This window comes from Streptomyces sp. NPDC006393, from assembly GCF_040628575.1.
GTDB lineage: Bacteria > Actinomycetota > Actinomycetes > Streptomycetales > Streptomycetaceae > Streptomyces.
On sequence record NZ_JBEXZD010000113.1, the window covers coordinates 1 to 26,930 of the forward strand.

Sequence of the window (26,930 nt, forward strand, 5' to 3'; positions counted from 1 at the left end):
GGTACGGGCGAGCACCACCTCGCCGTCCTGCTCGACGACGCCTTCGGCGAGAGGCGACCTGTCCGCCGGTTTCCCGCCGCTCAACATGGCGCGCAGTCTCGGCCGTACGGCCCGTGACCTGATCACACGCCCCACTTCGCGCCAGGTGACGTCGGCGGCGTACGAGATGACCCGCGCCGCCTCGTACACCTGGCGCAGCAGGGCGTCGGCGTCGAGCAGGTCCAGTGCGGCGGCGACCTGGTCCTGCTCCTGGAGGGCGAGCCGGTCGGTGGCGCGGCCGGTGGTCAGATGCAGGGCGTCCCGTACGTCGAGCAGCCGGCGGCGGGCGTCGGCGAGGCCTTCGCGCGGGGCGTCGGCCAGCCAGGAGGCGGCCACGGCGCGCAGGGCGGTGGCGTCCCGGAGGCCGCCGCGGGCCTCCTTCAGGTCCGGCTCCAGCAGGTAGCGCAGCTCGCCCTGGCGCGCGGCGCGTTCCGCGCACAGCTCCCTCAGCTCGGGCAGGCGTCTGGCCGCCTGGTTGCGCCAGTCGGCGAGGACGGTCGTGCGCAGCTGGGCGGTCAGGGTGGCGTCGCCCGCGAGATGGCGGGCGTCCAGCAGGCCGAGCTGGACCTTGAGGTCGTCGCCCGCGGTCCTGCGGGCCTCGGCCGGGGTGCGGACCGAGTGGTCGAGGGCGAGGCCGAGGTCCCACACCGGGTACCAGAGGCGGTCGGCGAGGGCGGCGATCGCGCCCTGGTCGCCGCCGTCGTGCAGCAGGAGCAGGTCGAGGTCGCTGCGCGGGGAGAGCTCGCCGCGTCCGTAGCCGCCGACGGCGACCAGGGAGACGCCCCGCGGCGGCCGTCCGGCGCCCGTCTCGGCCGCGACCGCGTCGAACAGGCCGGCGAGCCAGTCGTCGGTCAGTCCGGCGAGGGCGGCACGGCGCGGCGGCCCGGACCGCGCCCCCTCGCCGAGGAGGCGCAGCCGGGCCGCCGCGTAGCCGCCGGTTCCCGAGTTCTCCGCTTCGTCCCGCACATCCGTACCCGTCACCCGGCGACTCCCGTTCTCGTGCTCAGAGCGCGTCTGTCGTGCCGTTCAGAGGGCGTCCGGGCCGCGCTCGCCGGTGCGCACCCGGACGGCCGTGTCGACCGGGAGGCACCAGACCTTGCCGTCACCGATCTTGCCCGTGCGGGCCGCTTTGACCACGACCTCGATGAGCTGTTCGGCGTCGTCGTCCTCGGCCAGTACCTCGATACGGATCTTGGGCACCAGGTCGACCGTGTACTCCGCGCCGCGGTAGACCTCGGTGTGCCCGCGCTGCCGGCCGTAGCCGCTGGCCTCGGTGACCGTGAGGCCGTGGACGCCGAAGGCCTGGAGGGCCTCCTTGATCTCGTCGAGCCGGTGGGGCTTCACGACGGCGGTGATGAGCTTCATGCGTCCACCTTCTTGCTCTGCTTCTTGCTCTGGGCGCTCTGGGCGCTCTGCGTGGCGGCGCCGGCGGTCAGGGCGCCGGCGACCCCGCCGCCCGCGCCGCTGAAGTCGTACGCGGTCTCGGCGTGCTGGGCCTGGTCGATGCCGGAGATCTCCTCGTCCTCGGGGACCCGCATCCCGATGGCCTTGTCGATCAGGAAGGCGAGGACGGCGGAGGCGACCAGGGAGTAGGCGAGGACGGCGAAGACTCCGGCGCACTGCTTCCAGAACTGGTCCAGGCCCCCACCGTAGAACAGGCCCTTGACGTCGGACTGGCCCTTGCCGGAGGCGAAGAAGCCGATCAGCAGGGAGCCGGCGACACCGCCGACCATGTGCACGCCGACCACGTCGAGGGAGTCGTCGTAGCCGAACCGGTACTTCAGGCCGACCGCCATGGCGCACAGGACACCGGCGATGGCTCCGACGGCGATCGCGCCGAGCGGGGAGACGGCACCGCCGGACGGGGTGATCGCGACCAGGCCGGCGACGGCGCCGGAGGCGGCACCGAGCGTGGTGCAGGCGCCGTGGCGGACCTTCTCGTAGCCGAGCCAGGCGAGCATGGCGGCGGCGGTGGCGATCTGGGTGTTGACGAACATCAGCGGGCCGACGCCGTCGTCGTTGCCGAGCCAGGAGCCGGCGTTGAAGCCGAACCAGCCGAACCACAGCAGGCCCGCACCGAGCACGACCAGCGGAAGGCTGTGCGGACGCATGGGGTCCTTCTTGAAGCCGACCCGCTTGCCGATGACGAGGATCACCCCGAGCGCCGCCGCACCGGCGTTGATGTGCACGGCGGTGCCGCCGGCGAAGTCGATGACGCCGAGGTCGAAGGCCCAGCCGCCGGTGCCCCAGACCCAGTGGGCGACCGGGAAGTACACGATCGTCGCCCACAGCACCACGAACAGCGACCAGGCGGTGAACTTCACCCGGTCGGCCAGGGCGCCGCTGATCAGGGCCGGAGTGATGATCGCGAACATCAGCTGGAAGACGGCGAAGACGAAGACCGGGATGGTGTAGCCGGGCCACAGGTCCGCCTTGCCGATCCCGCCGAAGCCGACGAAGTCGGAGGTCCAGCCGACGAGCGAGCCGTGGTCGGTGCCGAAGGCCATCGAGAAGCCGTAGAGCACCCAGAGAATGGTGACGATCCCGAGGCTGATGAAGCTCATCATCAGCATGTTCAGCGTGCTCTTGACGCGGACCATGCCTCCGTAGAAGAAGGCCAGGCCCGGGGTCATCAGCATCACCAGGGCGGAACAGATCAGCATGAAGCCTGTGTTGGCGGACGACAGCTTGGGTGCGTCCGCCGCAAGCATGATGGCTGGTGCCATCGGCGTCTCCTCGTCGGTTGTACGGCCCCGTGCGGGCGAAGCCTTGAGCGGTCCGGGCATCGGGTCCGGGCAGTGTCCGGGCCATGAGGGGTGGGCCGGTTATGCGCCATGAGACTGGCGCAGCGCGGTTTCAGTGGAAGCCCCTCGTTGTTTCGCCGGGGTGACGAAGGCGCCATGCGTGTTACGCGTGGATGAACTACGCGCGGGCACGGGTCCGGCCGCGGCGGCCTTCCGATGACCTGGCATGGGGGAGCCGAGTCGGGCAGTTCGGGAGGGCCGGCCGCGGCCGGGGTTCAGGGTGTCGTGACGAGGTCGGGGGTGTCGTGACGGGGTTCGGGGGCGGTCTCAGACGGCCTCGGCGGTCTCGGGCAGCTCGGCGGCGAGCTGCTCGGTGAGGTCGATGACCTCGCCCAGGTCGCCGTAGTCGCGTACGGCGTTGTCGACGGTCTTGCGGATACGGGTGTTCACGCGCTCGGAGCGGACCTTTTTGGCCACCTGCATGGCGTGCGCGGCGAACCGGGTGCTCTGCTCGGGCTCGCGCCGGAGCAGGTGGACCGTGGCCATGCCGATCAGGTTCAGCGCGTACGACCGCTGGTGTTCGTGGTCCTCGGCGAAGAGTCGTACGGCCTTCTCCATCAGGGGCTCGGCCAGCGAGGCGTACGTGGGGCTGCGGCCGGCGACGTAGGCGAGGTCGCGGAAGGAGTGGGAGTTCTCCCCGTACAGCTCGGCCTCGGAGAAGAAGCGGATCCAGTCGGGGTCGGGCTCGTCCCAGTCCTCGGCGTCGGCGAAGGCGTCCTCGGCCATCCGCACCGCGCGCTTGCACTTGCCGGGCTGGCCCATGTTGGCGTAGGCGCGGGCCTCCATCGCATACAGCATGGACTGGGTGCGCGGACTGGCGCAGTCGCGGCTGCCGTACTGGGCGAGATGGATGAGCTCCAGGGCGTCGTCGGGGCGCCCGAGGTGGATCATCTGGCGGCTCATGCTGGACAGGACGTAGGAGCCGAGCGGCTTGTCACCGGCTTCCTTGGCGGCGTGCAGGGCGAGCACGAAGTACTTCTGCGCCGTGGGCTGGAGCCCGACGTCGTAGCTCATCCAGCCGGCCAGTTCGGACAGCTCGGCGGCGACCTTGAACAGGCGCCTGGTGGTGGCGTCGGGCTGGGGCTCCTGGAGGAGGTCCGTCACCTCGTGGAGCTGGCCGACGACGGCCTTGCGGCGCAGGCCGCCGCCGCACTGGGCGTCCCACTGCCGGAACATCCTGGTGGTGGTCTCCAGCAGCTCCAGCTCGGGGCGGGAGAGGCGGCCGGGGCGGCGGTTCGCGGCGGACGGCTCGGGCTCGCCCAGGGGGGCCGGGGGCGAGGGCACGAGCCAGCGCTGCAACGGCTCGATGAGGGACGGGCCCGCGGACAGCACCAGCGAGGTCCCGAGGAAGCCGCGCCGCGCCAGCATCAGGTCGCTGCGCGAGAACTCGCTGAGCAGGGCCACCGTCTGCGGGCCCGTCCAGGGCAGGTCCACACCGGTCGCCGACGGCGACTGGCGGGCGGTGCGCAGCCCCAGGTCCTCCACCGAGACGACGCACCCGAAGCGCTCGGAGAACAGCTCCGAGAGGATCCTGGGGATCGGTTCGCGCGGGTTCTCGCCGTCCAGCCAGCGCCGTACGCGCGAGGTGTCCGTGGAGATGTGGTTGGCGCCCAGCTGGCGGGCGCGGCGGTTGACCTGGCGGGCGAGCTCGCCCTTGGACCAGCCGCTGCGCACGAACCACGAGGCGAGCAGCTCGTTCGGGCGCTTGTCGCTCGCAGCGTTCGTCCCGCTACCGCCTTTGCCGCTCACTGGAACGCCCCCATTCCTGAGACCACTTGTCGCCGAGTGCGCCAAGCCCTATCAGAATGCCGGTGACCACCGCCGCCCGTCCGCCGGTTCTCACCCGTCGAACGAAGGACCGACTTGCCTCCGGCATACCCACGAGTGCATGTGCCCTCAGGACTCGCACACTCACAGTAATCCTACGATCACCGTTCCAGCCATGGGGATCCCTGAAACGCCACCATTCGCCACCCCTTCGAATGAACTCTCGGTGGCCTTGGCGCGATTCACTTGACATAGGACAACCGCGGGCCGGTGAAGCGGTGCACACCGGGGCGCGTGTTGACGAGCGCACCACCTGAGGCGCTTCCGGACGCCGCCTGGAGCCGGCGGGGCCGGGGAGGGCAGGGAACAGAGAGTCACGATCCGCATCCGAGTCGTAACCATCGAGGTGGCGGACCCGTTGGAGGGGGCATGGGCTTCACGATCGGCGGCATTCGCGAGATCCGCTCCGGCGCGCGGCGGCGCGGCCGGTCGTACCGCGCTTCGGAGTGCACGGCGGTGGCCGAGTACACGGGGCTGTGGGGCTGGGACGTGGTGCGGGGCGCGCGGGCCGTCGGCGGCGCCTGCTCCTGCGGCCGCGCCGACTGCCCGGCACCGGGCGCCCACCCGCTGGACTTCGCCCCCGAGATCCCGGCCGGGGCCACGCTCGACGAGGTGACCGGCGCGTGGGCCGAGCTGCCGGGCGCCGCGGTGATGCTGGTGGTCGGGCGGGCGTTCGACGCGATCGAGGTCGCCGAGCCCGCCGCACGGCGCGCCCTGGCCCGCATGGAGCGCATGGGCCTCCCCCTCGGCCCGGTGACCGCGACCCCGGACGGCCGCGCCCACTTCTTCGTCGCCCCGGGGACGGCGCCCCAGCTGCCCCGCCTGCTCTACCGCATGGGCTGGGACGACCCGGCCTCCCTCGACCTGCGCGGCCTGGGCCCCGGTACGTACCTCACGGCCCCGCCCTCCGACCTCGGCGGCCGGGGCCCGGTCCGCTGGCTGCGCCCGCCCGCCCTGGACACCGCGGGCCTTCCGGAGGCCCGCCTGCTGCTGGGCACCCTGGCGTACGTGGCCCATCGCTCGAGGGCACGCGAGAACTGATCCGCGCCGGCACCGCGCCCGATACGACGACGACGGCAGCGCCCGTCCCCACTGGACCAGGGGGCGGGCGCTGCCGTGCGGAGGAGGGCGGTCAGTCGCCGATGAGTGCGTCGACGAACGCCTCCGGCTCGAACGGGGCCAGGTCGTCCGCGCCCTCGCCGAGCCCGACCAGCTTGACCGGGACGCCCAGCTCGCGCTGGACCGCGACCACGATGCCGCCCTTGGCGGTGCCGTCGAGCTTGGTGAGCACGATGCCGGTGATGTCGACGACCTCGGCGAAGACGCGGGCCTGCACCAGGCCGTTCTGTCCCGTGGTGGCGTCGAGCACGAGCAGCACCTCGTCCAGCGGGGCGTGCTTCTCGACGACGCGCTTGACCTTGCCGAGCTCGTCCATGAGGCCGGTCTTGGTGTGCAGGCGGCCGGCGGTGTCGATGAGCACCACGTCGGAGCCCATCTCCTTGCCCTCCTTCACCGCGTCGAAGGCCACGGAGGCGGGGTCGCCGCCCTCCGGGCCACGCACGGTGTAGGCGCCGACCCGCTCGCCCCAGGTCTGGAGCTGGTCGGCGGCGGCGGCGCGGAAGGTGTCGGCGGCGCCGAGCACGACACTGCGGCCGTCGGCGACCAGGACCCGGGCGAGCTTGCCGGTGGTGGTGGTCTTGCCGGTGCCGTTGACGCCGACGACCATCACGATGCCCGGCTTGCTGGTGGCGGGCTCGGTCTTCACCTCCCGGTCCATGGTGGGGCCGACCAGCGTGAGCAGCTCCTCGCGCAGCAGCCCGCGCAGCTCCTCGGGGGTGCGGGTGCCGAGCACCCGGACCCGCTCGCGCAGCCGCTCGACCAGCTCCTGGGTGGGCTGTACGCCGACGTCGGCGGTCAGCAGGGTGTCCTCGATCTCCTCCCAGGTGTCCTCGTCGAGGTGCTCGCGGGACAGCAGGGTGAGCAGGCCCTTGCCCAGGGCGTTCTGCGACCGGGAGAGACGGGCGCGCAGCCGGACCAGACGGCCGGCGGTGGGCTCCGGGACCTCGATCTCGGGCACCGGGAGCTCTTCGACGACGGGGGGCTCCTCGACGGCGACGGGAGGTGCGCCGTCCGGAAGATCCACCTCCTCGATCGTCCGCCGCGGCTCCTCGCGCGGCGTCTCGGCCTCCTCGCCGACATGCGGCTCGGCCGGAGGGGCGGTGATGTCGGGCGGGCTGGGCGGTGGCGGCGGCAGCGGCTTCCTCCGCCGGCTGCCGACGACGAGCCCGCCGAGCGCGCCGAGCACCACCACGGCGATGACTACAGCAAGGATGATGGTTTCCATAACGGGTCCAGTATCAGCCATGGGTACCGGCGGGAACCGGTTTGTGCGTTCCGCCGAGAGACAAACGCCACTTAAAGCCATGAGTCGGATCAAAGTACGATGGTCCAGGTCGCGTCCGTACGCGTAGAGTCCCGACGTCACCGTCCCCCCGCGAGGGCCCGCCCGACTCCCCCACGACGGCACCTCGCGCCCCCCACGAACGAGGCACGGACCACTTCTTCATGAGCAAGACCGCCGAGACCGAAGGCGCACTGGAAACCCGCGGCATCGAACAGGTGCCCGACCATGAACGCACCGCACGGACCCGCGAGCTGTTCCCCACCTGGGTCGGCGCCAACATCAGCGTGCTGCTGCTCTCGATGGGCGCGAGCCTCGTCGTCGCGTACCACCTCAACCTCTGGCAGGCACTCGTCGTCGCCGTGGCCGCGCCCGTCGTGTCGTACGGCCTGGTCGGGCTGATCGGCATCGCGGGCAAGCGCGGCGGGGCACCCGGCATGGCGCTGTCCCGCGCGGTCTTCGGACAGCGCGGCAACCTGCTGCCCGGTTCGCTGATCTGGGTCGCCCGCTGGGGCTGGGAGACGATCAACGCGGTGACCGGCGCCTACGCCATGCTCACCATCCTGGACATCGTGTTCGGCCTGAAGGCGAACAGCGTGCTGGACATGGTGACGCTGCTGGCGTTCGTGGTCGCGACCTTCGCGATCTCCGGGCTCGGCATCAACGCCGTGCAGAAGTGCAACAAGTACGCGACGTACCTCTTCGGCCTCTTCTCCGTGCTGGTCCTGGCCTATCTGGTCGTGGACACCGACTGGTCGAAGGTGTTCGCCCACTCCGCCGGTTCGACGGCCGCGGTGATCACCGGTATCGGCATGATCGCGGCCGGCGGCGTCAGCTGGATCCCGAGCGCACCGGACTTCACCCGCTACCTGCCGCGCACGGCCTCCTCCAAGGCGATCGTGGGCACCTCGGTCGGCGGCGCCGGCATCGTGGTCCTGCCCATGGTGCTCATGGGCGCGGTGATGGCGGTCTCCACTCCGGACCTGGCCTCGGCCTCCGACCCGGTCTCCTTCCTCGGCGAGATCCTGCCGACCTGGATCGCGGTGCCGTACCTGCTGATCGCGCTGATCGGCATGCTGCTGATCAACTCGATGTCCATGTACTCGGCGGGCTTCACCGCCCAGACCCTCGGCTTCAAGGTGCCGCGCCACTGGGCGGTCTCCGTCAACGCCGTGATCTCGCTGGCCTTCGGCGGTGTGCTGATGCTGGTGGCGACCAGCTTCATGGGCTCCTTCATCGCCTTCCTGTCGCTGCTCGCGGTCGCCTTCTCCGCCTGGGTCGGCGTCTTCGGCGCGGACATGCTGCGGCGTACGGAGTACGACGGCGCGGCCATGGCCGACACCACCCGCACCAGCGCCTACTGGTACAAGGGCGGCTTCTCCCCCGCCGCGGTGGCCGCCTGGGCCATCGGCCTCGGCGCGGGCCTGCTGTTCACCACGTCCGACTGGTTCACCGGCCCGCTCGCCCACAACAACGTCATCGGCGAGTACGGCCTCGGCTGGGTCGCCACCATCGTGATCTCCGGCGCGCTGTACCTGGTACTCCCGAAGCCGACGCCGCCGCCCACCGCGGCCACCGCGGCCACCGTCGACCAGCCGGAGACGGTCACCGTCTGACACCCGGCCCACAGTCCCCCTCCACCCCAGCACGGCGGAGGGGGACTTTCGCATGCGCAGGGGCCGTACGCGTGGCACCCGGCGCACCCCGACCAGCCGCCCCCGGACGGCGCAGCACCTCGACGACGGGAAGGCCGCGAGCAGCACCCCGACGACGGGAAAGCCGCGAGCAGCACCCCGACGACGGGAAAGCCGCGAGCAGCACCCTGACGACGGGAAGGCCGCGAGCGGACGGAAGCGGGCCGTGGGGGTGCGTCCACAAGCCCGCCGCGTACTGCGGTCCCTCCTCCGACCAGCCCGACTCCTCCGGGCCGTACGTCCGTGTGCGGCGGGCGGGACGCACCCCCACGGCCCGCGACCCACAACACACCGCAGGCGCCCTCGACAACGCACCGCAGACGACCCACCGGACCGAAGACGCGCGGCACACACGCAAAAGCCGCCACCCCCCGTTCCGGGCAGTGGCCGGAACGGGAGGCGGCGGACGGTACGAGGAGAGGGGCAGCGGGGACTTGGCCCGTCTCCTCGGGACTGCAGGAACTACCGAGGCGGGGCGTTACCCCATCTCCTCCAGCGACTTGCCCTTCGTCTCCTTGACGAACTTCAGCACGAACGGGACGGAGAGCGCCGCGAACACCGTGTAGATCACATACGTACCGGACAGGTTCCAGTCGGCCAGCGACGGGAAGCTCGCGGTGATGGCCCAGTTGGCGATCCACTGAGCGGCGGCGGCCACGCCCAGCGCGGCGGCGCGGATCTTGTTCGGGAACATCTCGCCGAGCATGACCCAGACGACCACACCCCAGGACAGGGCGAAGAAGAGCACGAACAGATGGGCGGCGATCAGGGCGACCCACCCCTGGGTGGCGGGCAGCCTGCCGTCCACCAGGTGGGCGGAGAAGGCCCAGGCCTCCAGCGCGAGGCCGACGGCCATGCCGATGGAGCCGATCAGCGCGAGCGGCTTGCGGCCGACGCGGTCCACGAAGATCATCGCGATCACGGTGCCGACGATGTTGATGATCGACGTCGTGAACGAGTAGAAGAACGAGTCCGTCGGGTCGACACCGACCGACTGCCACAGCGTCGAGGAGTAGTAGAACGCGACGTTGATGCCGACGAACTGCTGGAAGACCGACAGGCCGATGCCGATCCAGACGATCGGCTTGAAGAAGAAGCCGCCGCCGAGCAGGTCCTTGAACGTGGACTTGTGCTCGCTGGTCATCGCGTGCTCGATCTCGGCGACGCGGGCGTCGAGGTCGACGTCCTTGCCCTCGACCTCGGCGAGGATCTCACGGGCACGCTCGCGCTTGCCGACGGAGAGCAGGAAGCGCGGCGACTCGGGGATCGCGAAGGACAGCATGCCGTACAGCACGGCCGGGACGACCATGACGCCGAGCATGACCTGCCAGGCCTCCAGGCCCATCAGCGTGCCGCGCTGGTTACCGCCCGCCGCGTTGAGCAGGCCCCAGTTGACCAGCTGGGAGATGGCGATGCCGACGACGATCGCGGCCTGCTGGAAGGAGCCGAGGCGACCGCGGTAGGCGGGCGGCGCGACCTCGGCGATGTAGGCCGGGCCGATCACGGACGCCATGCCGATGGCGAAGCCGCCGACGATGCGCCAGAAGGCCAGGTCCCACAGCGCGAAGGGCAGCGCCGAGCCGACGGCGCTGATCGTGAACAGGACGGCGGCGATCTGCATGCAGCGGATGCGGCCGATCCGGTCGGCTATGCGGCCGGCGGTCGCGGCGCCGATGGCGCAGCCGATCAGGGCGACGGCGATGACCTGGGCGAGGGCCGCGGAGCCGATGTCGTAGCGGTCGCGGATGGCCTCGACGGCGCCGTTGATGACGGAGCTGTCGTAGCCGAAGAGGAAGCCGCCCATGGCGGCAGCCGCCGCGATGAAGATGACGTGCCCGAGATGTTCGGGGTGAGCCGTCCTGGCTCCTGTCTGATGTGCCTGCGTAGTGCTGGTCACGTGTATCTCCTCGGGCCGCGGCAACGCTGCCGCGTGGGGGGCGAGCCCTTACAGGTGGGACCTGAAGGTAAAAGTGACGTTGCAGAGACTATGCCTTCAAGTTTCGAAGTCAATAGTGCAGCTCACTCTGAGATTCGGGACACAGGAGACGCACCTCATGTTCACTTCTTGAACATGAGGTGCGTCGATCTTGAAAGAGCCGCCTACCGCAGGCGCTGCGAGATGACCTTCGAGACGCCGTCGCCCTGCATGGAGACGCCGTACAGCGCGTCGGCGACCTCCATGGTGCGCTTCTGGTGCGTGATCACGATGAGCTGCGAGGCCTCCTGCAACTCCTGCATGATCCGGATCAGCCGCTGGAGGTTGGTGTCGTCCAGGGCCGCCTCGACCTCGTCCATGACGTAGAACGGGCTGGGGCGCGCCTTGAAGATCGACACCAGCAGCGCCACGGCGGTCAGCGACCGCTCGCCGCCGGAGAGCAGGGACAGGCGCTTGACCTTCTTGCCCGGCGGGCGCGCCTCGACGTCGACGCCCGTGGTGAGCATGTTCTCCGGGTCGGTCAGGACGAGACGTCCCTCGCCGCCCGGGAACAGCCGGCTGAAAACGCCCTCGAACTCGCGTGCGGTGTCCCGGTAGGCCTCGGTGAAGACCTGCTCGACCCGCTCGTCGACCTCCTTGACGACCTGGAGCAGGTCGGCGCGGGTCTTCTTCAGGTCCGCCAGCTGCTCGCTGAGGAACTGGTGGCGCTCCTCCAGCGCCGCGAACTCCTCCAGGGCCAGCGGGTTGACCTTGCCGAGCTGCTGGTAGGCGCGCTCGGCGGCCTTGAGCCGCTTCTCCTGCTCGGCGCGGTGATACGGCCGGGGCTGGTTGCGGGGGTGCCCGGGGTCGTCCGGCAGCTGCTCGCCCTCCGCCGGAGGGGACGGCGGGACCGGCTGGTGCGGCCCGTACTCCGCCACCAGCGCCATCGGCTCGACACCGAGTTCCTCCAGCGCCCTGGTCTCCAGCTGCTCGATCCGCAGCCGTTTCTCGGCCCCGAGGACCTCGCCCCGGTGGACGGAGTCGGTCAGCTTGTCGAGCTCGGTCTTCAGCTCGCGTCCCTCGGTGCGGGCGGCGGCCAGTTCCTGCTCCCGGCGGGCCTTGGCGGCCTCGGCGGCGACCCGTTCCCGTTCGGCGCGGGCCAGGGAGACCTCGGTGTGCGCCAGCAGCTGCCGCGCTCCGGAGGCGACGGCCTCGGCGACGGACGCCTCGTGACGCAGCCGGGCCCGCCGCTGCTCGGCACGCGCGCGTGCCTCGCGTTCGGCGCGGGCGGCCCGGTCCAGGGAGTCGGCCCTGCCGGCCAGCCCCTTGACGCGTTCCTCGTGGGTACGGACCTGGAGGCGGGCCTCCATCTCGGTCTGGCGGGCGTTGGCGCCGTCGGCGGCGAGCCGGTCCCGTACCGAGGTGTCGGGCTCCTCCTCGATCGGCATCTCCTCGGCGACGGCGAGCCGTTCGGCGAGTTCCTCGACCTCCGCGAGGGCCGCGTCGAGGGCGTCCTGGGCGCGGGCCGCGGCGGCCGTGGACCGCTCGGCCTCTCCGGCGGCGCCGCGCGCCTGCCCGGCGAGCCGCCCGAGCTGCTGCGCGACCGCCGACTTCTCCCGGTCGGCGGCCCGGCGCCGTTCCCCCAGCTCCTCGACGAGCGCCGCGCACTCCCGGCGCCGCTCGCCGGCCCGCTGCTGGGCCTCGGTCAGCTCCTCGCAGCGCACGGCGAGTTCCGCCAGCTCGGCGGCGGCCTCGTCCACGGAGGCCTGCACCTCCAGCAGGCTGGGCGCGCCGGCGGATCCGCCCTGCGCGAAGTGGGCTCCGAGCAGGTCGCCCTCGGCGGTGACGGCGGTCAGGTGGGGGTGGGCGGCGACGAGGTCCTCGGCGTCCTCCAGGGTGCCGACCACGACGATGCCGCGCAGCAGCCGCCGTACGGCGGGCATCAGCTCGGCGGGACCGCTGACGAGGTCGGCCGCGAGGGGAGGCCCCTCGGGGAGCGGCTGCGGTGCCACGGCGTCCTCGGTCGCGCCACTGAGCAGCAGGGCCGCGCGGCCGGCGTCCTGTTTGCGCAGCAGGCGGATGGCGTCGGCCGCGGCCGACGGCGAGGTGACCGCGAGGGCGTCCGCCGCCGTGCCGAAGGCGGTGGCCAGGGCGGTCTCGTGGCCGGGGGCGACGGTCAGGAGACCGGCCGCCGGGCCCAGCAGGCCGGTGAGGCGGTCCCCGGCGTCGAGCAGTGCGCCGGTTCCGTCCTTGCGGCGCAGGCCGAGGGCGAGGGCGTCGTGCCGGGCCTGGGTCGCCGCACGTCTGCGTTCGGTGGCGGTGGCGGCCTCGCGGGCGGCGCCGAGGGCGGCCTCCGCCCGAGCCAGTTCCGCCTTGGCCGCCTCGTGCCGTTCGCCGAGTTCGTGGTCGCCCGCGTCCAGGCCGTCGACCTCGGCCTTCAGGGTCTCGTACTCCTCCTGGGCGGCGGCGGCCCGCTCCCGCGCCTCGTCCCTGGCGGTGGCCAGGCGGTCGATCTCGGCCTGTGCGGAGGCGGCTCGGGAGCGGGCCGCGTTCACCTGGCCGCGCAGCCGGGCCAGGCCCTCGCGGCGGTCGGCGATGGCGCGGGCGGCGTCCTTCAGGCGGCGTTCCTCGACGGCGAGTTCGCGTTCCAGATCGGCGCGGTGGGCCACGGTGTCGTCGAGGGCACGCTGGGCGGCTTCCAGGGCCGCTTCCAGTTCGGCCTCCTGCTCGCGGACGCGGGCCGCCTCGCGTTCCAGGTCCTCGGGGTCGCGCCCGCGGCGCTCCTCGAGGGGTGCGGAGGTGGCGCTCTTCACCCGGGCGTCGGCGAGCGAGATGGTGCCGCGGACGCGTTCGGCCAGCTGGGAGAGTTCGTACCAGGTCTGCTGGGTGTGCTGGAGGCGCGGGGTGAGCCGGCGCACCTCGTCCTCCAGGAGCGCCTCGCGCTGGAGGGCCTTCTTCAGTTCCCGCTCGGCGGCCTCCTTGCGCTCCTTCAGGGCGGCCTCGTCGGCGACCTCCGCCTTCAGGGCCCCGCGCAGGCGTACGAGATCGTCGGCGAGGAGGCGCAGGCGGGCGTCGCGGAGGTCCGCCTGGATGACGGCGGCCCGCCGGGCGACGGCCGCCTGCCGGCCGAGCGGCTTGAGCTGGCGGCGCAGTTCGTCGGTGAGGTCCTGGACGCGGGCGAGGTTGGCCTGCATCGCGTCCAGTTTCCTGAGCGCCTTCTCCTTGCGCTTGCGGTGCTTGAGGACGCCGGCGGCCTCCTCGATGAAGGCACGGCGGCCCATGGGGTCGGCGTGCAGGACGGAGTCGAGCTGGCCCTGGCCGACGATGACGTGCATCTCGCGGCCGATGCCGGAGTCGGACAGCAGTTCCTGGATGTCGAGCAGCCGGCAGGTGTCGCCGTTGATCTGGTACTCGCTGCCGCCGTTGCGGAACATGATCCGCGTGATGGTGACCTCGGCGTACTCGATGGGCAGCGCGCCGTCGGAGTTGTCGATGGTCAGGGACACCTCGGCGCGGCCGAGGGGCGGACGGCCGGTGGTGCCGGCGAAGATGACGTCCTCCATCTTGCCGCCGCGCAGCGACTTGGCGCCCTGTTCGCCCATGACCCAGCTGAGCGCGTCCACCACGTTGGACTTGCCCGAGCCGTTCGGGCCGACGACGCACGTGATCCCCGGTTCGAACCGGAGCGTGGTCGCCGAGGCGAACGACTTGAACCCGCGGAGGGTCAGGGCCTTGAGGTGCACGCCGTCGGACTCTACCGGGCGCCGTTACCGCACTCCACGAACCCCCGCAAGCGCTGCGGTTTCACTGCTGAATATGCCGGGCACACCAGATGTTGAAGAACCTGAAAGGGTGCGCGGGGGCACGAAAAGCAGGGGAAGAGCCGGGGAAGGGCCGAAGAGCCGGGGAAGGGCCGGCGCGGCGAAGACCGACGCAAGAAAGAAGGGACGCCGAAGCGTCCCTTGCAACTCTGACAACTGAGCGGTTGATACGGGCAGCCCAACCACTGTGTCGTTGTGCGATGCAGTGATCAGGTGAGCGCAGGCTCCGCCTGGTGTGCGTCGACGCGCTCCATGATCCTGTCGTGAGAAGCGGCAGCCGCCAGCGCGTCGTTCTCCGCCTGGATCCGTACGAGCTCGGATTCCAGGTCCTGGACGCGCTGCTGGAGCCGTCGCATCTCGGCGAGGAGTCGAGGGTCGGAGCCACCGACGTAACCGAGAAGCGCCTTTGCCATGATGGATGGTCCTCCACACTGAGTGACCGACCGAAGCGGTGTGGGTCGTGAGGGATTCGCACCCGCGGTGCTTGGCACTGTTGAGTTGTGCTGCCGTTCATCCATGCCAAACAGCTAAGGTGCGCGGGCTTTCAGCGTCTCACCAAAAAGTTTGACGGTCAACACGATCACGCCCCGTATCGATGGGCGTCCCGGGGGCGCGCGACCGGAAATCGGTGGCGCTGCGTCTCCTGCGGGCCCCTGGGGGCGTGGCGATCATCCTGCCCTGCCGGGCCGGGGAGGACAAGCCGTTCTCGGCAATCACCTGCTTCTTTTCCCCTGGGGCAGGTGCCCGTGGCAGATTTCGCCGTCTTCGTCCGGCGTCGGGACGTCGCCGGATCAGCGGACCGCGAAGCCGTCGTAGCCTCCCCGTGGTGTGTCCCAGATCTCGGTCACACCCTCCACGCGCCCGGGCGTGTCGCCACCCTGGAGCCAGTCGAGGAGCTTCTGACACGCCTCCCGGGTGCCCTCCGCGACGACCTGCACACGGCCGTCGTCCAAATTGAGAGCAAAGCCACTCAGGCCGCCGATCTCCAGGGCCTGTGCCCGGGTGAACCAGCGGAAACCAACACCCTGGACGCGCCCGCGCACCCAGGCGACCAGCCGGACATCCTCGCTCATGACTGCAACCTAACCGGGCAATGTCTCTCCAGGCACTTCCGCCCCGCCTGTCATGCGGTACCGTCCCGACCCAATGAATCTCATATGAAACTCACTCGATCGAGTGAGTCTGGTTGACCGCGACGGCTCAGAGCGCGCGTTCGACCGCAGGGGACGAGGAAGGCCAGGACATGGGACGCCACCGACGTTCGGACGCCGGCCGCGCCGCCACGGACCGTGCCACGGGGGTCGCTGACACGCACGGCTCGTACGGGAGGGGCCAGGGCACCCGGCACTCGCACGCGGACGACCGCATGGGCATCGCGCCGTACCTGAACCCGGAGCGGTACGCGGACTCCTACGCGCAGACCTCCGCGGACGCCTACGCGCAGACCCCGCCGTACCGGTTCGAACCGGACGTCGAGCCGGCCCCCCGGCCGGACTTCGGCACGGGCTACGGCACGGGCTACGGCCCCGGGACGCGGTACGACTTCGGCAGGGAGTACGGCTTCGAGACGGAGTACGGCTTCGGCAGGGAGTACGACTTCGCCCGCGCCGCCGAGACCGTGGCCTTCCCGCCCGAGGGCTTCACGACACCGGCCGCCGCGCCCCGCGAGACCGGCCACCGCCGGCGCAAGAAGGCCGCGACACCGGTCCGTACCGGCCTGCTCGGGGTGTCCGCCGCGGTCGCCATCGGCACGGTCGCGGTCGCCACCGGGGCGGTCCCCGGGCTCCAGAACTACAAGCTGGGCGGCGGGAGCGGCGGCGCCGACAAGGTGCAGGCGGCCGGCACGCCGACGAACAGCGCGTCGGAGCAGGGCGGAACCTCCGGCAGCGTGCTGCCGGGTGACAGGGCGGGCGGCTCGGGCACGAGCCGCGGCGCGGACCGGTCGGCCTCGCCGGCACAGTCCGCGTCGCCCTCCGCCTCCGCCTCGCCGTCGGCGCATCCCTCGGACTCGGCCACGACGTCCCCCGCGACGAAGCCGACGACCGCGCCGTCCACGACGGCCGAACCCAAGAGCCCGAAGACACCCCCCGGGCAACAGGGCGATCCGGGCCGCAAGACCACTCCCGCGCCGCCGAAGGCCCAGCCGCCCGCGGTCTCCGACCAGGCCGCCGTGGAGGCCGAGGTGCTGAGCCTGGTGAACCAGGAGCGGGCCAAGGTGGGGTGCAGCCCGGTCACGGCGAACAGTGCCCTGACCTCCCTGGCCGAGGGCTTCAGCAAGGCCATGGCCGACCAGGACTTCTTCGACCACACCGATCCCAGCGGCGCCTCGCCGTGGGACCGTGCGGCCCGCCTCGGCATCACCAACCTCGGCGGCGAGAACATAGCCCGGGGCCAGTCCGACGCGGCGGCCGTCATGGACGCCTGGATGAACAGCCCCGGCCACCGGGCCAACATCCTGAACTGCGACTTCAAGACCCTGGGCGTGGGCGTGCACTTCGGCCAGGGCGGGCCGTGGTGGACACAGGACTTCGGCTACTGACACCACCCAGACAGCCGCTGGTCACCTCCGCCGGGATCTCGGTCGTGAAACCGTCCCTTCGCCGCGGAGACTTCTGTCTCCCCTGTATTGCGGCGGGCGGGGCCCGGCGTTGGAATCGAATGTGAGGCTTTTCGGCGGCGCCGTGTCCTCCGGCCGCTCCGCTCCTGAGACGGGGGCCGGCCGGAAGGGACTCAAGAGCGATGCCCTGGGCCCGTTCTCCTCGGTCGTCATGGGCCTGGCCTCCACGGGCCCGGCGTACAGCCTCGCCGCCACGCTGGGCATCCTCGTGATCGGGGTCGGGCTCCAGGCCCCGATCGTCACCATGCTGGCGTTCGTCCCGATGCTGCTGGTCGCGTACGCCTTCCGGGAGCTCAACGCGAGCAACGCCGACTGCGGGACCACCTTCACCTGGGCCACCCGTGCCTTCGGACCGCGTACCGGCTGGATGGGCGGCTGGGGGCTGATCGTCGCCAACGTCGTCGTCATGGTGAACCTGGGCGAGATCGCCGCCGCCTACGGCTTCCGGCTGGTGGGCCGGGACGACCTGGCGGAGAACCGGCTGTGGGTCACCGTGGCGGCCATCGGCTGGATCGCCCTGCTGACCGCGATCTGCTACGTCGGCATCGAGTTCTCGGCGGCCGTCCAGCGCTGGCTGCTGTGCCTGGAAGTGGTGATGCTGTTCGCGTTCGCCGTGGCCGCGCTGGTCAGGGTCTACGTCAGCCCTCCTGCGACAGCGATCCATGTCTCCGCCTCCTGGTTCAACCCCTTCGAGGTGCCCTCGGTCCCGGCCCTGACCTCGGGCGTCCTCGCGGGGGTCTTCATCTACTGGGGCTGGGACACCGCGTTCTCGGTCAACGAGGAGACCGTCGACAGCAGGCGCGTTCCCGGACGCGCGGCGATCCTGTCCACCGTGCTGCTCCTGGTCATGTACGGGCTGGTGTCCACCTCGGCGCAGGCGTTCGCGGGGATCGGCACCTCGGGCATCGGGCTCGGCAACCCGGGCAACTCCGACGACGTGCTCTCCGGACTGGGCAAGGCCGTGTTCGGGAGCGGCGACACGGGGCTGCTGCTGTCGAGACTGCTGATCCTGATGGTGATGATCTCCGCGCTGGCCTCGGCGGAGACCACCATCCTGCCCCTGGCCAGGACCGTGCTCTCCATGGCGGTCCACAAGGCCGTCCCCTCCCGGTTCGCCCGGATCCACCGGAGGTATCTCACCCCCACCTGGGGCACCGTCGGCATGGGCGCGGCCTCGATCGCCCTGCTGGTCCTGATGACGTCGTTCAGCCGGAACGTGCTGACCGACTCCATCGAGTCCGTGGGCCTCGCGATCGCGTTCCAGTACGGACTGACCGGCTTCGCCTGCCTCTGGTACCACCGCAAGGTCCTCACCCGCGGCGTCAGGGACCTGGTCTTCAAGGGCGTGCTGCCGGGCCTCGGCGGGCTGATCATGCTGTCGCTGTTCCTCTACGCCGCCTTCGTCGTCTACGCCGACCCCGGATACGGCACGACCGCCGTCGACCTTCCGCTGATCGGGCCGACGGGCGGGGTCACCGTCGTCGGCCTGGGCGCCCTGCTGATCGGCGTCGTGCTGCTGCCCGTGGTCACCCGCGGGCACGCCACGGCCCTCAAGCTCCAGCGGAGCCTGCTGCCGAGGCACCTCCCACCGCAGACCGCGTGCGAGGTGACCGGCCGCTACCTGCCCGCCGACAACGGGTCCGGGGTGGGCGGCGACTGGTTCGACGTCATCCCGCTGTCGGGCACCCGGGTCGGTCTGGTCGTCGGGGACGTGCTCGGCCACGGCATGCGCGCCGCGGCGACCATGGGACGCCTGCGCACCGGCCTGCGGGTCCTGGCCCGGCTGGACCTGGCCCCGGACGAGGTCCTCACCCGCCTGGACGACCTGGCCGAACAGACCGCGCACGAGCGCGGAACCGTCCACGACCGGGGTCCCGGGCGACCGCGCGCCGAGCGGGCCATGGAGGTGACCTGCCTGTACGCGGTGTACGACCCCGTCTCCGGACATTGCAGCCTGGCGCGGGCCGGCGACATGCTGCCGGTCGTCGTGGATCCGGCCACGGGAGCCGCCCACTGTCCTCGGCTGCCGCCCGGCCCGCCCCTGGGAGTCGGCGGCCTGCCCTACCAGAGCGCCGACCTGCGGCTCGCGCCGGGCAGTCTCATCGCCCTGTTCACCGACGGCCTCCTCCAGACGGCCGAGAACCACGACGCCGGAACGGCCCTGCTCGGCCGGCTCCTCGCCGATCACCGGCGGCCGCTGAAGGACCTGTGCGACCGGGCGGTGGCCGAACTGCTGCCCGGACCGGTCGACGAGGACGCGACACTGCTCCTGGCCCGCACCCGGACGCTCGACCACGCGCGGCTCGCCCAGTGGGAACTGCCCGCGGACCCCGCGGCGGTCGCCTCCATCCGCACCGGCACCGGCAAGCAACTGGACGACTGGGGCCTGGACGACCTGGCGTTCACCACCGAACTCATCGTCAGCGAACTCGTCACCAACGCCATCCGCTATGTGGGCGGACCGATCGAGGTGCGGCTGATCCGCGACCGGACCCTGATCTGCGAGGTCTGCGACAGGGGCCACACCAGCCCCAATCTGCGCCACGCGGCCGGCGACGACGAGGGAGGCCGGGGCCTGTTCATCATCGCCCAGATGACCCACCGCTGGGGCACCCGCTACACACCCACCGGCAAGATCATCTGGACCGAGCAGAGCCTGCCTCCGTCGAACGGCCCGTGAACTCCCGGAGCAGGAAGCTAACCACCGGTCAGCGCAACCGCGCGGTGAGCGCTGTGGTCGCGTACGCTTCGGCCATGAGCAGCACGCAGGAGCGCACCGAGGACACGCAGGAGCGCGCCGGGGAGCAGGACCTCCCGTACGACGTGTTCGCCAAGGCCTGCCCCTCGCGCGGCACGCTGGAGCATGTCACGGGACGCTGGGGCGCGCTCACCGTCGGCGCCCTGCACCAGGGTTCCCTCCGCTTCAACGAACTGCGCCGCCGTGTGGACGGGGTGAGCGAGAAGATGCTGTCCCAGACCCTCCAGGCGCTGGAGCGGGACGGCCTGGTGCACCGCGAGGCCCAGCCGACGAACCCGCCCCGCGTGGACTACGAACTGACGCCCCTCGGCCATGAGGTCGCCGAGCGCCTCCTGGCCCTCATCCACTGTGTGGAGGGCCGGATGGACGAGGTGCTGGCCGCGCGCGAGCGCTACGACGCGACGCGCGGCGCTCGCTGACACTTCGGGCAGAAGTAGCTGGAACGGTTCATCCAGGGGCGGCGGCGCATCGGGGTGGCGCAGCGGCGGCAGGGCAGGCCCTCGCGGCCGTAGGCGTCGAGGGAGCGGTCGAAGTAGCCGGACTCGCCGTTGACGTTGACGTAGAGGCTGTCGAAGCTGGTGCCGCCGACGGCGAGGGCCGCGTTCATCACGTCCCTGACGTGGCTGAGGAGTTCGGCCGTGCGCGGGCGGGTGAGGCCGGCGGTGGGGCGTTCGTAGTGCAGGCGTGCCCGCCACAGCGCCTCGTCGGCGTAGATGTTGCCGACGCCGCTGATCAGCGACTGGTCGAGCAGGGCGCGCTTGATGGTGGTGCGCTTGCGGCGCAGCGCCCGGTGGAAGGCCTCGTCGTCGAACAGGGGGTCGAGGGGGTCGCGGGCGATGTGCGCGATGACGTCGGGCAGCCCGTCGGGGGTGAGGTCGTGCAGCGACAGCCCGCCGAAGGTGCGCTGGTCGACGAAGCGGAGTTCGCTGCCCAGGCCGTCGGCGAAGCGGACCCGGATGCGCAGGTGCTTCTCGTCGGGCGCCTCCTGCGGCTGGACCAGGAGCTGGCCGCTCATGCCGAGGTGGGCCAGGATCGCCCGCGGGGTGTCCTCCAGGGGCAGCCACAGGTACTTGCCGCGGCGGCTGGGGGTGCCGAGGTGGTGGCCCTTCAGGCCGTGCGCGAAGTCGTCGGCGCCGGCCACATGGCGCCGTACGGCGCGCGGGTGCAGCACGTCGACATCGGCGACGGCACGGTGGGCGACCCACCGCTCCAGGCCACGCCGTACGACCTCGACCTCGGGCAACTCGGGCATGACTCCCCCGTACTCGCGTTGTCGCGTGCGCGGCGAGCGCCCGCCCCGGGCGGGGACGGGCGCTCGGGTCGCGCTGTGGGCGGTGCCGGCGGCCGGGTGGCCGTCGGCACGGCAGTCGGCGGATCAGGCGGAGGTCGGCGCCTCGTCGGCGTTCTCGGCGGCCTCCGCGGTCGCGGCGGCCTGGGCCGCCTTGGCGCGCTCGTCCGCCGCGGCCCGGATGGACCGCCACGCGGACTCGGCGGCCTGCTGCTCCGCCTCCTTCTTGCTGCGGCCGGTGCCGGTGCCGTACGAGACGCCTCCGACGCGGGCGGCAGCAGTGAAGGTCTTCTCGTGGTCGGGGCCGGTCTCCGTGACCAGGTACTCGGGGACACCGAGCCCCTCGGTCGCGGTGAGCTCCTGGAGGGACGTCTTCCAGTCCAGGCCGGCTCCGAGGTTGGAGGACTTCTCGATCAGCGGGTCGAAGAGCCGGTGCACCAGCTCGGACGCCGCGTCGAGGCCCTGGTCGAGATAGACCGCGCCGATCACCGCTTCCAGGGTGTCGGCGAGGATGGACGCCTTGTCCCGGCCGCCCGTGCCCTCTTCACCGCGGCCGAGCCGGATGAAGGCACCCAGGTCGAGTCCGCGCCCCACTTCCGCCAGCGCACGCGAGTTGACCACCGCGGCCCGCAGCTTGGCCAGCTGGCCCTCGGGCAGGTCGGGGTGGGTGCGGTACAGCGTGTCCGTGACGACGAGACCGAGGACGGAGTCACCGAGGAACTCCAGCCGCTCGTTCGTCGGCAGGCCGCCGTTCTCGTACGCGTAGGAACGGTGGGTGAGCGCGCGCACCAGAAGGGCGGACTCGAGCTTGTACCCGAGCCGCCCTTCCAGAAGCGTGTGGGACGAGGCCGTGTTGTCCGACGGAGCACTCCCGCGTCGGCGGGGAGTGGTGGCTTCGGCGCCTTCCGCCTTCTTGGCAGTGGACACGGTGCCTCTCACCAGCCGCTCAGACCTCGAGGACCTGGCGCTTGTTGTAGGTGCCGCAAGACGGGCACGCGATGTGCTGCTGCTTGGGCTCGTGGCAGCGCTCGCACGCAACCAGGGTGGGGACCGCAGCCTTCCACTGCGACCGGCGGTGGCGCGTGTTGCTGCGCGACATCTTCCGCTTCGGAACAGCCACGGCTACTTCTCCTGCTTCTCGTCGACGCCAGGTTCGGCGCCGCTCATCTCGTCCTTCTCGCCGTCCGACATGGTGCCGGCGAGTCCCTGCAATGCCGCCCAACGGATGTCGACGGCGTCGTGGTGGTGGTCCGGGTCGTCCGCGAGCCGTGCTCCGCACTCGGAGCACAGACCCGGGCAGTCCTCCCGGCACACCGGCTGCATCGGCAGTGCGAGCACCACCGCATCGCGCAGCAGAGGTTCGAGGTCGAAGAGTCCGTCCTCGAGGAAGAGCCTGTCCTCGTCGTCCTCGGCGTCGTCGCCCGGTTCCGCGATCACGCGGCCCCGGTCGTCGGCGTCAGGGTACGAGAACATCTCCTGGAAGTCCGCTTCGAGCTCCAGCTCGACCGGCTCCAGACACCTTACGCACTCCCCCTCGGCCTGTGCACGGGCGGTGCCTGTGACGAGCACACCTTCCATGACCGACTCGAGCCGGAGTTCGAGCTCGACCGGGGCGCCTTCCGGCACGCCGATCACTCCCGTGAGACCGAGGTCCGTGGGAGCGGGGACCGTACGGGTCAGGCGCTGCAGCGCACCCGGACGCCGGCCCAGCTCATGCGTGTCGAACACGAGAGGGTTGCGGTGGTCGAGGTGGGCGTTGTGAGCCATTCCTGCTTTCGGTTTCCGAACTCGGAGGGACGCCGCCTGGGTGGTGTTCCCGGGCAGCGCTGATCGCGGACGTCTACGTGGGCAGCGCAAGCGCACGCGCGACCGAAGAGCCAGGATACTGGACCTTTCGCTCTCGGCCCAATCCGGTGCCCCGTTCCCACGCCGTTCAGGCAGTGGGGAAGCATCGCAAGGCGGAGGAGGGAGTCGATGCGGAGCATCTGCGACCGACGACAACGCCCCGAGGTGCGGTGCCGGCCACCGCGAGCCCGGCCTGATCGGCGAGACACCCCCTAGAGGCCGCGCCCCTGCTCGTAGGCCCTCAGCTGCTCGGCGCTGATCATGCTGGTGTCGAAGAGGCTGGTCTCGTCGAGGGCATAGCCCTGCTGGGACTGCTGGGGCTGGTGGGGCTGGTGGGGCTGGTGCATCTGCTGGTGCTGGGCCTGGTTCGGGTCGTAGGCGCCCGTCCCGGCGTCGTAGCCCTGGTCGTCGTAGCCCTGGAAGGGGGCGCCTCCCGCCTGAGCGTAGGAGGAGGCGGAGGCATACGGATCGGCCTGCTGGTAGCCGTACGGGTCCTGTGGTCCGCCGTAGCCCTGCTGGTAGCCGCCGTACGGGTCGCTCTCGCCGTACGGGTCGGCCTGCGCGGCCTGCTGGTAGCCGTAGGCCGGCTGCGGCTCGTACGCCGGCTGCGGTGGCTGCTGGGGCTGGGCGGGCCGCTCGGCGGGCGCGGCGGCCGGCGTCGCCGGGGCGTCGGCGAGGGCCGCGAGGTCGGCGAGGTAGTCGGCGTCGCTGGAGTGCTGGACGGTGGTGGTGTCGTCGGCGAGGGCGCCGAGGTCGTCGGTGGCGATCCGGCCGTGCAGCTTCTGCCGGCCGCGGCCGACGGCCTCCAGGGTCTTGGCCAGGACCGCCTCGAAGGCGCCCAGCTTGGCGTCGACGTAGGCGTCGGCGTCGCGGCGCAGGGTCTCCGGGTCGTGGCTGCGCTCGGGGGCGTCCTCGTCCTCGTAGCCCTCCTCGTCGAGGCCGGGGCCGGTGCCCAGCAGCTTCTCGCGGCCGCGGCCGACCGAGCCGAGGGTCTTGGTGAGGACCACCTCGAAGTTGGCGAGTTTGGAGTCGACGTAGTCGTCGGCCTCGGCACGGACCTCCTCGGACTCCTTGCGGGCCTCGGAGAGGATCCGGTCGGCCTCGGCCTGGGAGCGGCGGGCCACCTCGGTGTCGGAGATGAGCGAGCCGCGCTCGGCGTGCGCGGACTCGATGATCCGCTCGGCCTCGCGCCGGGCCTCCTCGACCATCTGCTCCCGGTCGCCGATCAGCTCCTGCGCCTGGGCGAGCGAGCCGGGCAGCGCCTGGCGCACCTCTTCGAGCATCGCGAGCAGCTCGGCCCGGTTGACCACACAGGACGCCGACATGGGCATGGACCGGGCGCCGGAGACCGTGGCCACGATCTCGTCGAGCTTCTTCTGCACGTCCACGGTGTGCTCGCCACTCTCTGCCGATGTGTTGGAGACGGACGGGACGACTGTACGACCATGGGACGGCCGCCGGACACCGGGTGACGGCCAGTCAGGAGGTCAGTCCTTCCGCAGCCGCCCGGTGAGGGCGTCGAGGACCTGCGGCGGCACCAGGTGGGAGACGTCGCCGCCCCAGGCCGCGACCTCCTTGACCAGGGAGGACGACAGGAAGCTGTAGGTGGGGTTGGTGGGCACGAAGAGCGTCTCCACGCCCGTGAGGCCGTTGTTCATCTGGGCCATCTGGAGCTCGTAGTCGAAGTCGCTGACCGCGCGCAGGCCCTTGACGATGGCGGGGATGTCGCGCTGCTTGCAGAAGTCGACCAGGAGGCCGTGGAAGGACTCGACCCGGACGTTGCCGTACTCGGCGGTGACCTGGCGGATGAGGTCGATGCGCTCCTCGATCTCGAACAGGCCCTTCTTGGACTGGTTGATCATCACCGCCACGTAGACCTCGTCGTACAGGCGGGAGGCCCGGGCGATGATGTCGAGGTGTCCGTTGGTGATCGGGTCGAACGACCCGGGGCATACGGCGCGGCGCACTTGAGATCCCTCGCTCTCCGGTCCGGTCATCGTGCGTCTTCGCACGTAGAGGCGGCGCGACCGTACCAAAACGTTCCCTCGCCGTAGCGACGGGCCCGGATCGCGTCGAACCCCGGCGGCCACCGGAATTCGCCGCCTCTGGTGCTGCGCTCCACGGTGACGAGGGCTTCCGCCGCCAGCCACCCCTCCGAGCGGAGTGTGAGCAGAATCTCCCGAAGATCGTCGTCGGAGACGGCGTAGGGCGGGTCGAGGAAGACGATGTCGTACGGCTCACCCGGCGGCGGCGCCTGGACGATCTGCCGTGCCTTGCCCGCCCGTACCTCCGCGCCGGGCAGGCCGAGGGACTTCACGTTCTCCCTCAGGGTGCGCACCGCGCGGGCGTCGGCGTCGACGAGCAGGGTGTGCCCGGCACCGCGGGAGAGCGCCTCCAGGCCCACGGCGCCCGAGCCGGCGTACAGGTCGAGGACGCGTTCGCCGTCGAGCGGGCCGCCGAGGAGGGACTGCCAGGTGGAGAACAGGCCCTCGCGGGCCCGGTCGGAGGTGGGGCGGGTCCCGTGGCCCGGGGGTACGGCGAGACGGCGTCCGCCGGCCCGGCCGGCGATCACGCGGGTCATGTCCTTGGGTCCTTGTCGCTCTGTACGCGGGGCACCGCACGCAGGGTCCACTGCACGCGGGCGTGCCTCGCACGCGGGGTGTGACTGCTTCCAGTCTGTCAGCCCTTCTCAGCCCTTCTCCAAGTACTGCTCCCTCTCGTCGTCCAGCAGGGCCTCCAGGGCCGTGCGCAGGCCGGGCAGGTGCTCCAGCTCCGGATCGGCGGCCACGACCGCCGCCGCCTCCTGTCTGGCCTCGGCGATGATCTCCTCGTCCTCGATGACCGCGAGGACCCGCAGGGAGGAGCGGGCGCCGGACTGGGCCTGGCCCAGCACGTCGCCCTCGCGCCGCTGTTCGAGGTCGATGCGGGAGAGTTCGAAGCCGTCCAGGGTGTCGGCCACCGCGTTCAGCCGCCCTCGGGCGGCGCTCGCCTCGGGCATCTCGGTGACCAGCAGACACAGGCCGGGCGCCGAGCCCCGGCCGACCCGGCCGCGCAGCTGGTGGAGCTGGGAGACGCCGAAGCGGTCGGCGTCCATGATCACCATCACGGTGGCGTTCGGGACGTTGACGCCGACCTCGATGACGGTCGTGGCGACCAGGACGTCCGTCTCGCCGGCGGCGAAACGGCGCATGACGGCGTCCTTGTCGTCGGGCTGCATCCTGCCGTGCAGCACCTCCACCCCGAGGCCCTGGAGCGGTCCGCGGGCGAGCTGCTCGGCCACGTCGAGGACGGCGAGCGGCGGGCGCTTCTCCGCCTCGTCCTCCGCGGACTGCTTCTTGCCGGCCTTCTTCTGGTCGCCCGCCTCGTCGACGTCGTCGCCGATGCGCGGGCAGACGACGTACGCCTGATGGCCCTTCCCTGCCTCCTCGCGCACCCGCTCCCAGGCCCGGGCCAGGAAGTGGGGCTTGTCGGCGGCCGGGACGACATGGCTGGCGATGGGCGAGCGCCCGGCCGGGAGCTGGTCGAGGACGGAGGTCTCCAGGTCGCCGAAGACCGTCATCGCCACCGTGCGCGGAATCGGGGTGGCGGTCATCACCAGCAGGTGCGGGGGCTGCTTGCCCTTGCCGCGCAGCGCGTCGCGCTGCTCGACGCCGAAGCGGTGCTGCTCGTCGACCACGACCAGCCCGAGATCGTGGAACTGGACCTTGTCCTCGATCAGGGCGTGGGTGCCGATCACGATGCCGGCCTCGCCGGTGGCCAGGTCGAGCAGTGCCTGACGGCGGGCCGCCGCGCCCATGGAGCCGGTGAGCAGCACCACCTTGGTGGCGCGCTCGGCCCCGCCCAGCATTCCTCCCTCGGCCAGCTCGCCCATCATCTCGGTGACCGACCGGTGGTGCTGCTGGGCGAGCACCTCGGTGGGCG

The 26,930-nt window shown here is 71.5% G+C and carries 22 protein-coding genes; 5 read left to right on the top strand and 17 right to left on the bottom strand.

Annotated features, from left to right (window positions below; all coding sequences use genetic code 11):
* The 4 genes from ABZ484_RS32010 to ABZ484_RS32025 form a co-directional block, all read right to left on the bottom strand.
* The coding region (locus ABZ484_RS32010) for a nucleotidyltransferase domain-containing protein (RefSeq protein ID WP_358869432.1) at positions 1–1,020 on the bottom strand (1,020 nt) is incomplete at its 3' end.
* Positions 1,021–1,065: 45 nt separating this feature from the next.
* Complete coding sequence (locus ABZ484_RS32015) at positions 1,066–1,404, bottom strand: P-II family nitrogen regulator (protein ID WP_030168294.1); 339 nt, start codon at positions 1,402–1,404, stop codon at positions 1,066–1,068.
* Positions 1,401–2,765, bottom strand: coding sequence for an ammonium transporter (locus ABZ484_RS32020; RefSeq protein ID WP_358869433.1), 1,365 nt, complete (start codon positions 2,763–2,765; stop codon positions 1,401–1,403). The genes ABZ484_RS32015 and ABZ484_RS32020 overlap by 4 nt, the downstream gene beginning before the upstream one ends.
* 345 nt (positions 2,766–3,110) lie before the next feature.
* Positions 3,111–4,592, bottom strand: coding sequence for a hypothetical protein (locus tag ABZ484_RS32025; RefSeq protein WP_358869434.1), 1,482 nt, complete (start codon positions 4,590–4,592; stop codon positions 3,111–3,113).
* 447 nt (positions 4,593–5,039) lie between these two features.
* Here ABZ484_RS32025 and ABZ484_RS32030 point away from each other — a divergent pair, with 447 nt between their 5' ends.
* Positions 5,040–5,711, top strand: coding sequence for a bifunctional DNA primase/polymerase (locus ABZ484_RS32030; protein ID WP_358869435.1), 672 nt, complete (start codon positions 5,040–5,042; stop codon positions 5,709–5,711).
* Positions 5,712–5,802: 91 nt separating this feature from the next.
* On the opposite strand, the gene ftsY is transcribed toward ABZ484_RS32030, so the two are convergent.
* Positions 5,803–7,014, bottom strand: coding sequence for a signal recognition particle-docking protein FtsY (gene ftsY / locus ABZ484_RS32035; RefSeq protein WP_358869436.1), 1,212 nt, complete (start codon positions 7,012–7,014; stop codon positions 5,803–5,805).
* A gap of 221 nt (positions 7,015–7,235) precedes the next feature.
* Between ftsY and ABZ484_RS32040 the strand changes: the two genes are divergently transcribed.
* Positions 7,236–8,687, top strand: a complete 1,452-nt coding sequence (locus ABZ484_RS32040; RefSeq protein ID WP_358869437.1) for a cytosine permease — start codon at positions 7,236–7,238, stop codon at positions 8,685–8,687.
* 556 nt (positions 8,688–9,243) lie between these two features.
* Here the strand turns inward: ABZ484_RS32040 and ABZ484_RS32045 are convergent.
* The 4 genes from ABZ484_RS32045 to ABZ484_RS32060 form a co-directional block, all read right to left on the bottom strand.
* Positions 9,244–10,662: a sugar porter family MFS transporter gene (locus tag ABZ484_RS32045; protein ID WP_358869438.1), complete on the bottom strand. Its 1,419-nt coding sequence runs from the start codon at positions 10,660–10,662 to the stop codon at positions 9,244–9,246.
* A 203-nt stretch (positions 10,663–10,865) separates the two neighbouring features.
* Complete coding sequence (gene smc / locus ABZ484_RS32050) at positions 10,866–14,423, bottom strand: chromosome segregation protein SMC (protein WP_358869439.1); 3,558 nt, start codon at positions 14,421–14,423, stop codon at positions 10,866–10,868.
* 287 nt (positions 14,424–14,710) lie between these two features.
* The gene (locus ABZ484_RS32055) at positions 14,711–14,914 is read right to left on the bottom strand and encodes a hypothetical protein (protein ID WP_018567931.1); all 204 of its coding nucleotides are present in this window, start codon (positions 14,912–14,914) and stop codon (positions 14,711–14,713) included.
* A 378-nt stretch (positions 14,915–15,292) separates the two neighbouring features.
* Positions 15,293–15,574 (bottom strand): acylphosphatase, encoded by a 282-nt coding sequence (locus ABZ484_RS32060; protein ID WP_358869440.1) that lies wholly within the window; start codon positions 15,572–15,574, stop codon positions 15,293–15,295.
* Positions 15,575–15,744: 170 nt separating this feature from the next.
* Here ABZ484_RS32060 and ABZ484_RS32065 point away from each other — a divergent pair, with 170 nt between their 5' ends.
* The 3 genes from ABZ484_RS32065 (at position 15,745) to ABZ484_RS32075 (ending at position 20,295) form a co-directional block, all read left to right on the top strand.
* A complete protein-coding gene (locus tag ABZ484_RS32065) occupies positions 15,745–17,040 on the top strand; it encodes a CAP domain-containing protein (protein WP_358869441.1) in 1,296 nt (431 codons plus the stop codon).
* 121 nt (positions 17,041–17,161) lie between these two features.
* Positions 17,162–19,798: an amino acid permease gene (locus ABZ484_RS32070; RefSeq protein ID WP_358869442.1), complete on the top strand. Its 2,637-nt coding sequence runs from the start codon at positions 17,162–17,164 to the stop codon at positions 19,796–19,798.
* A 74-nt stretch (positions 19,799–19,872) separates the two neighbouring features.
* The gene (locus tag ABZ484_RS32075) at positions 19,873–20,295 is read left to right on the top strand and encodes a helix-turn-helix domain-containing protein (protein ID WP_358869443.1); all 423 of its coding nucleotides are present in this window, start codon (positions 19,873–19,875) and stop codon (positions 20,293–20,295) included.
* Here ABZ484_RS32075 and mutM read toward each other — a convergent pair.
* The 8 genes from mutM to ABZ484_RS32115 form a co-directional block, all read right to left on the bottom strand.
* Positions 20,268–21,128, bottom strand: a complete 861-nt coding sequence (gene mutM / locus ABZ484_RS32080) for a bifunctional DNA-formamidopyrimidine glycosylase/DNA-(apurinic or apyrimidinic site) lyase (RefSeq protein WP_358869444.1) — start codon at positions 21,126–21,128, stop codon at positions 20,268–20,270. The genes ABZ484_RS32075 and mutM overlap by 28 nt on opposite strands.
* 123 nt (positions 21,129–21,251) lie before the next feature.
* Entirely contained in the window at positions 21,252–22,103 is an 852-nt protein-coding gene (gene rnc, locus ABZ484_RS32085; RefSeq protein WP_358869445.1) for a ribonuclease III, read from the bottom strand.
* A 7-nt stretch (positions 22,104–22,110) separates the two neighbouring features.
* On the bottom strand, positions 22,111–22,284 hold the full coding sequence (gene rpmF, locus ABZ484_RS32090; protein ID WP_003951102.1) for a 50S ribosomal protein L32: 174 nt from the start codon (positions 22,282–22,284) through the stop codon (positions 22,111–22,113).
* A gap of 2 nt (positions 22,285–22,286) precedes the next feature.
* Positions 22,287–22,931, bottom strand: coding sequence for a YceD family protein (locus tag ABZ484_RS32095; RefSeq protein WP_358869446.1), 645 nt, complete (start codon positions 22,929–22,931; stop codon positions 22,287–22,289).
* 290 nt (positions 22,932–23,221) lie between these two features.
* Positions 23,222–24,397, bottom strand: coding sequence for an ATP synthase F0 subunit B (locus tag ABZ484_RS32100; RefSeq protein ID WP_358869447.1), 1,176 nt, complete (start codon positions 24,395–24,397; stop codon positions 23,222–23,224).
* Between the two features lie 99 nt (positions 24,398–24,496).
* Positions 24,497–24,976: a pantetheine-phosphate adenylyltransferase gene (gene coaD, locus ABZ484_RS32105; RefSeq protein WP_358869448.1), complete on the bottom strand. Its 480-nt coding sequence runs from the start codon at positions 24,974–24,976 to the stop codon at positions 24,497–24,499.
* Between the two features lie 26 nt (positions 24,977–25,002).
* Complete coding sequence (gene rsmD, locus ABZ484_RS32110; protein ID WP_358869449.1) at positions 25,003–25,590, bottom strand: 16S rRNA (guanine(966)-N(2))-methyltransferase RsmD; 588 nt, start codon at positions 25,588–25,590, stop codon at positions 25,003–25,005.
* A 108-nt stretch (positions 25,591–25,698) separates the two neighbouring features.
* Positions 25,699–26,930: helicase-related protein (locus ABZ484_RS32115; protein WP_358869450.1), on the bottom strand; the 1,232-nt coding region annotated here is incomplete at its 5' end.

Excerpts from the sequence above, each read along its gene's own strand:
- ABZ484_RS32020 (WP_358869433.1), bottom strand. The coding sequence starts at position 2,765 with ATGGCACCAGCCATCATGCTTGCGGCGGACGCACCCAAGCTGTCGTCC.
- ABZ484_RS32075 (WP_358869443.1), top strand. The coding sequence starts at position 19,873 with ATGAGCAGCACGCAGGAGCGCACCGAGGACACGCAGGAGCGCGCCGGG.
- ABZ484_RS32060 (WP_358869440.1), bottom strand. The coding sequence starts at position 15,574 with ATGAGCGAGGATGTCCGGCTGGTCGCCTGGGTGCGCGGGCGCGTCCAG.
- ABZ484_RS32030 (WP_358869435.1), top strand. The coding sequence starts at position 5,040 with ATGGGCTTCACGATCGGCGGCATTCGCGAGATCCGCTCCGGCGCGCGG.
- ABZ484_RS32065 (WP_358869441.1), top strand. The coding sequence starts at position 15,745 with ATGGGACGCCACCGACGTTCGGACGCCGGCCGCGCCGCCACGGACCGT.
- ABZ484_RS32040 (WP_358869437.1), top strand. The coding sequence starts at position 7,236 with ATGAGCAAGACCGCCGAGACCGAAGGCGCACTGGAAACCCGCGGCATC.
- ABZ484_RS32015 (WP_030168294.1), bottom strand. The coding sequence starts at position 1,404 with ATGAAGCTCATCACCGCCGTCGTGAAGCCCCACCGGCTCGACGAGATC.
- ABZ484_RS32055 (WP_018567931.1), bottom strand. The coding sequence starts at position 14,914 with ATGGCAAAGGCGCTTCTCGGTTACGTCGGTGGCTCCGACCCTCGACTC.
- ABZ484_RS32095 (WP_358869446.1), bottom strand. The coding sequence starts at position 22,931 with ATGGCTCACAACGCCCACCTCGACCACCGCAACCCTCTCGTGTTCGAC.
- mutM (WP_358869444.1), bottom strand. The coding sequence starts at position 21,128 with ATGCCCGAGTTGCCCGAGGTCGAGGTCGTACGGCGTGGCCTGGAGCGG.
- rsmD (WP_358869449.1), bottom strand. The coding sequence starts at position 25,590 with ATGACCCGCGTGATCGCCGGCCGGGCCGGCGGACGCCGTCTCGCCGTA.
- ftsY (WP_358869436.1), bottom strand. The coding sequence starts at position 7,014 with ATGGAAACCATCATCCTTGCTGTAGTCATCGCCGTGGTGGTGCTCGGC.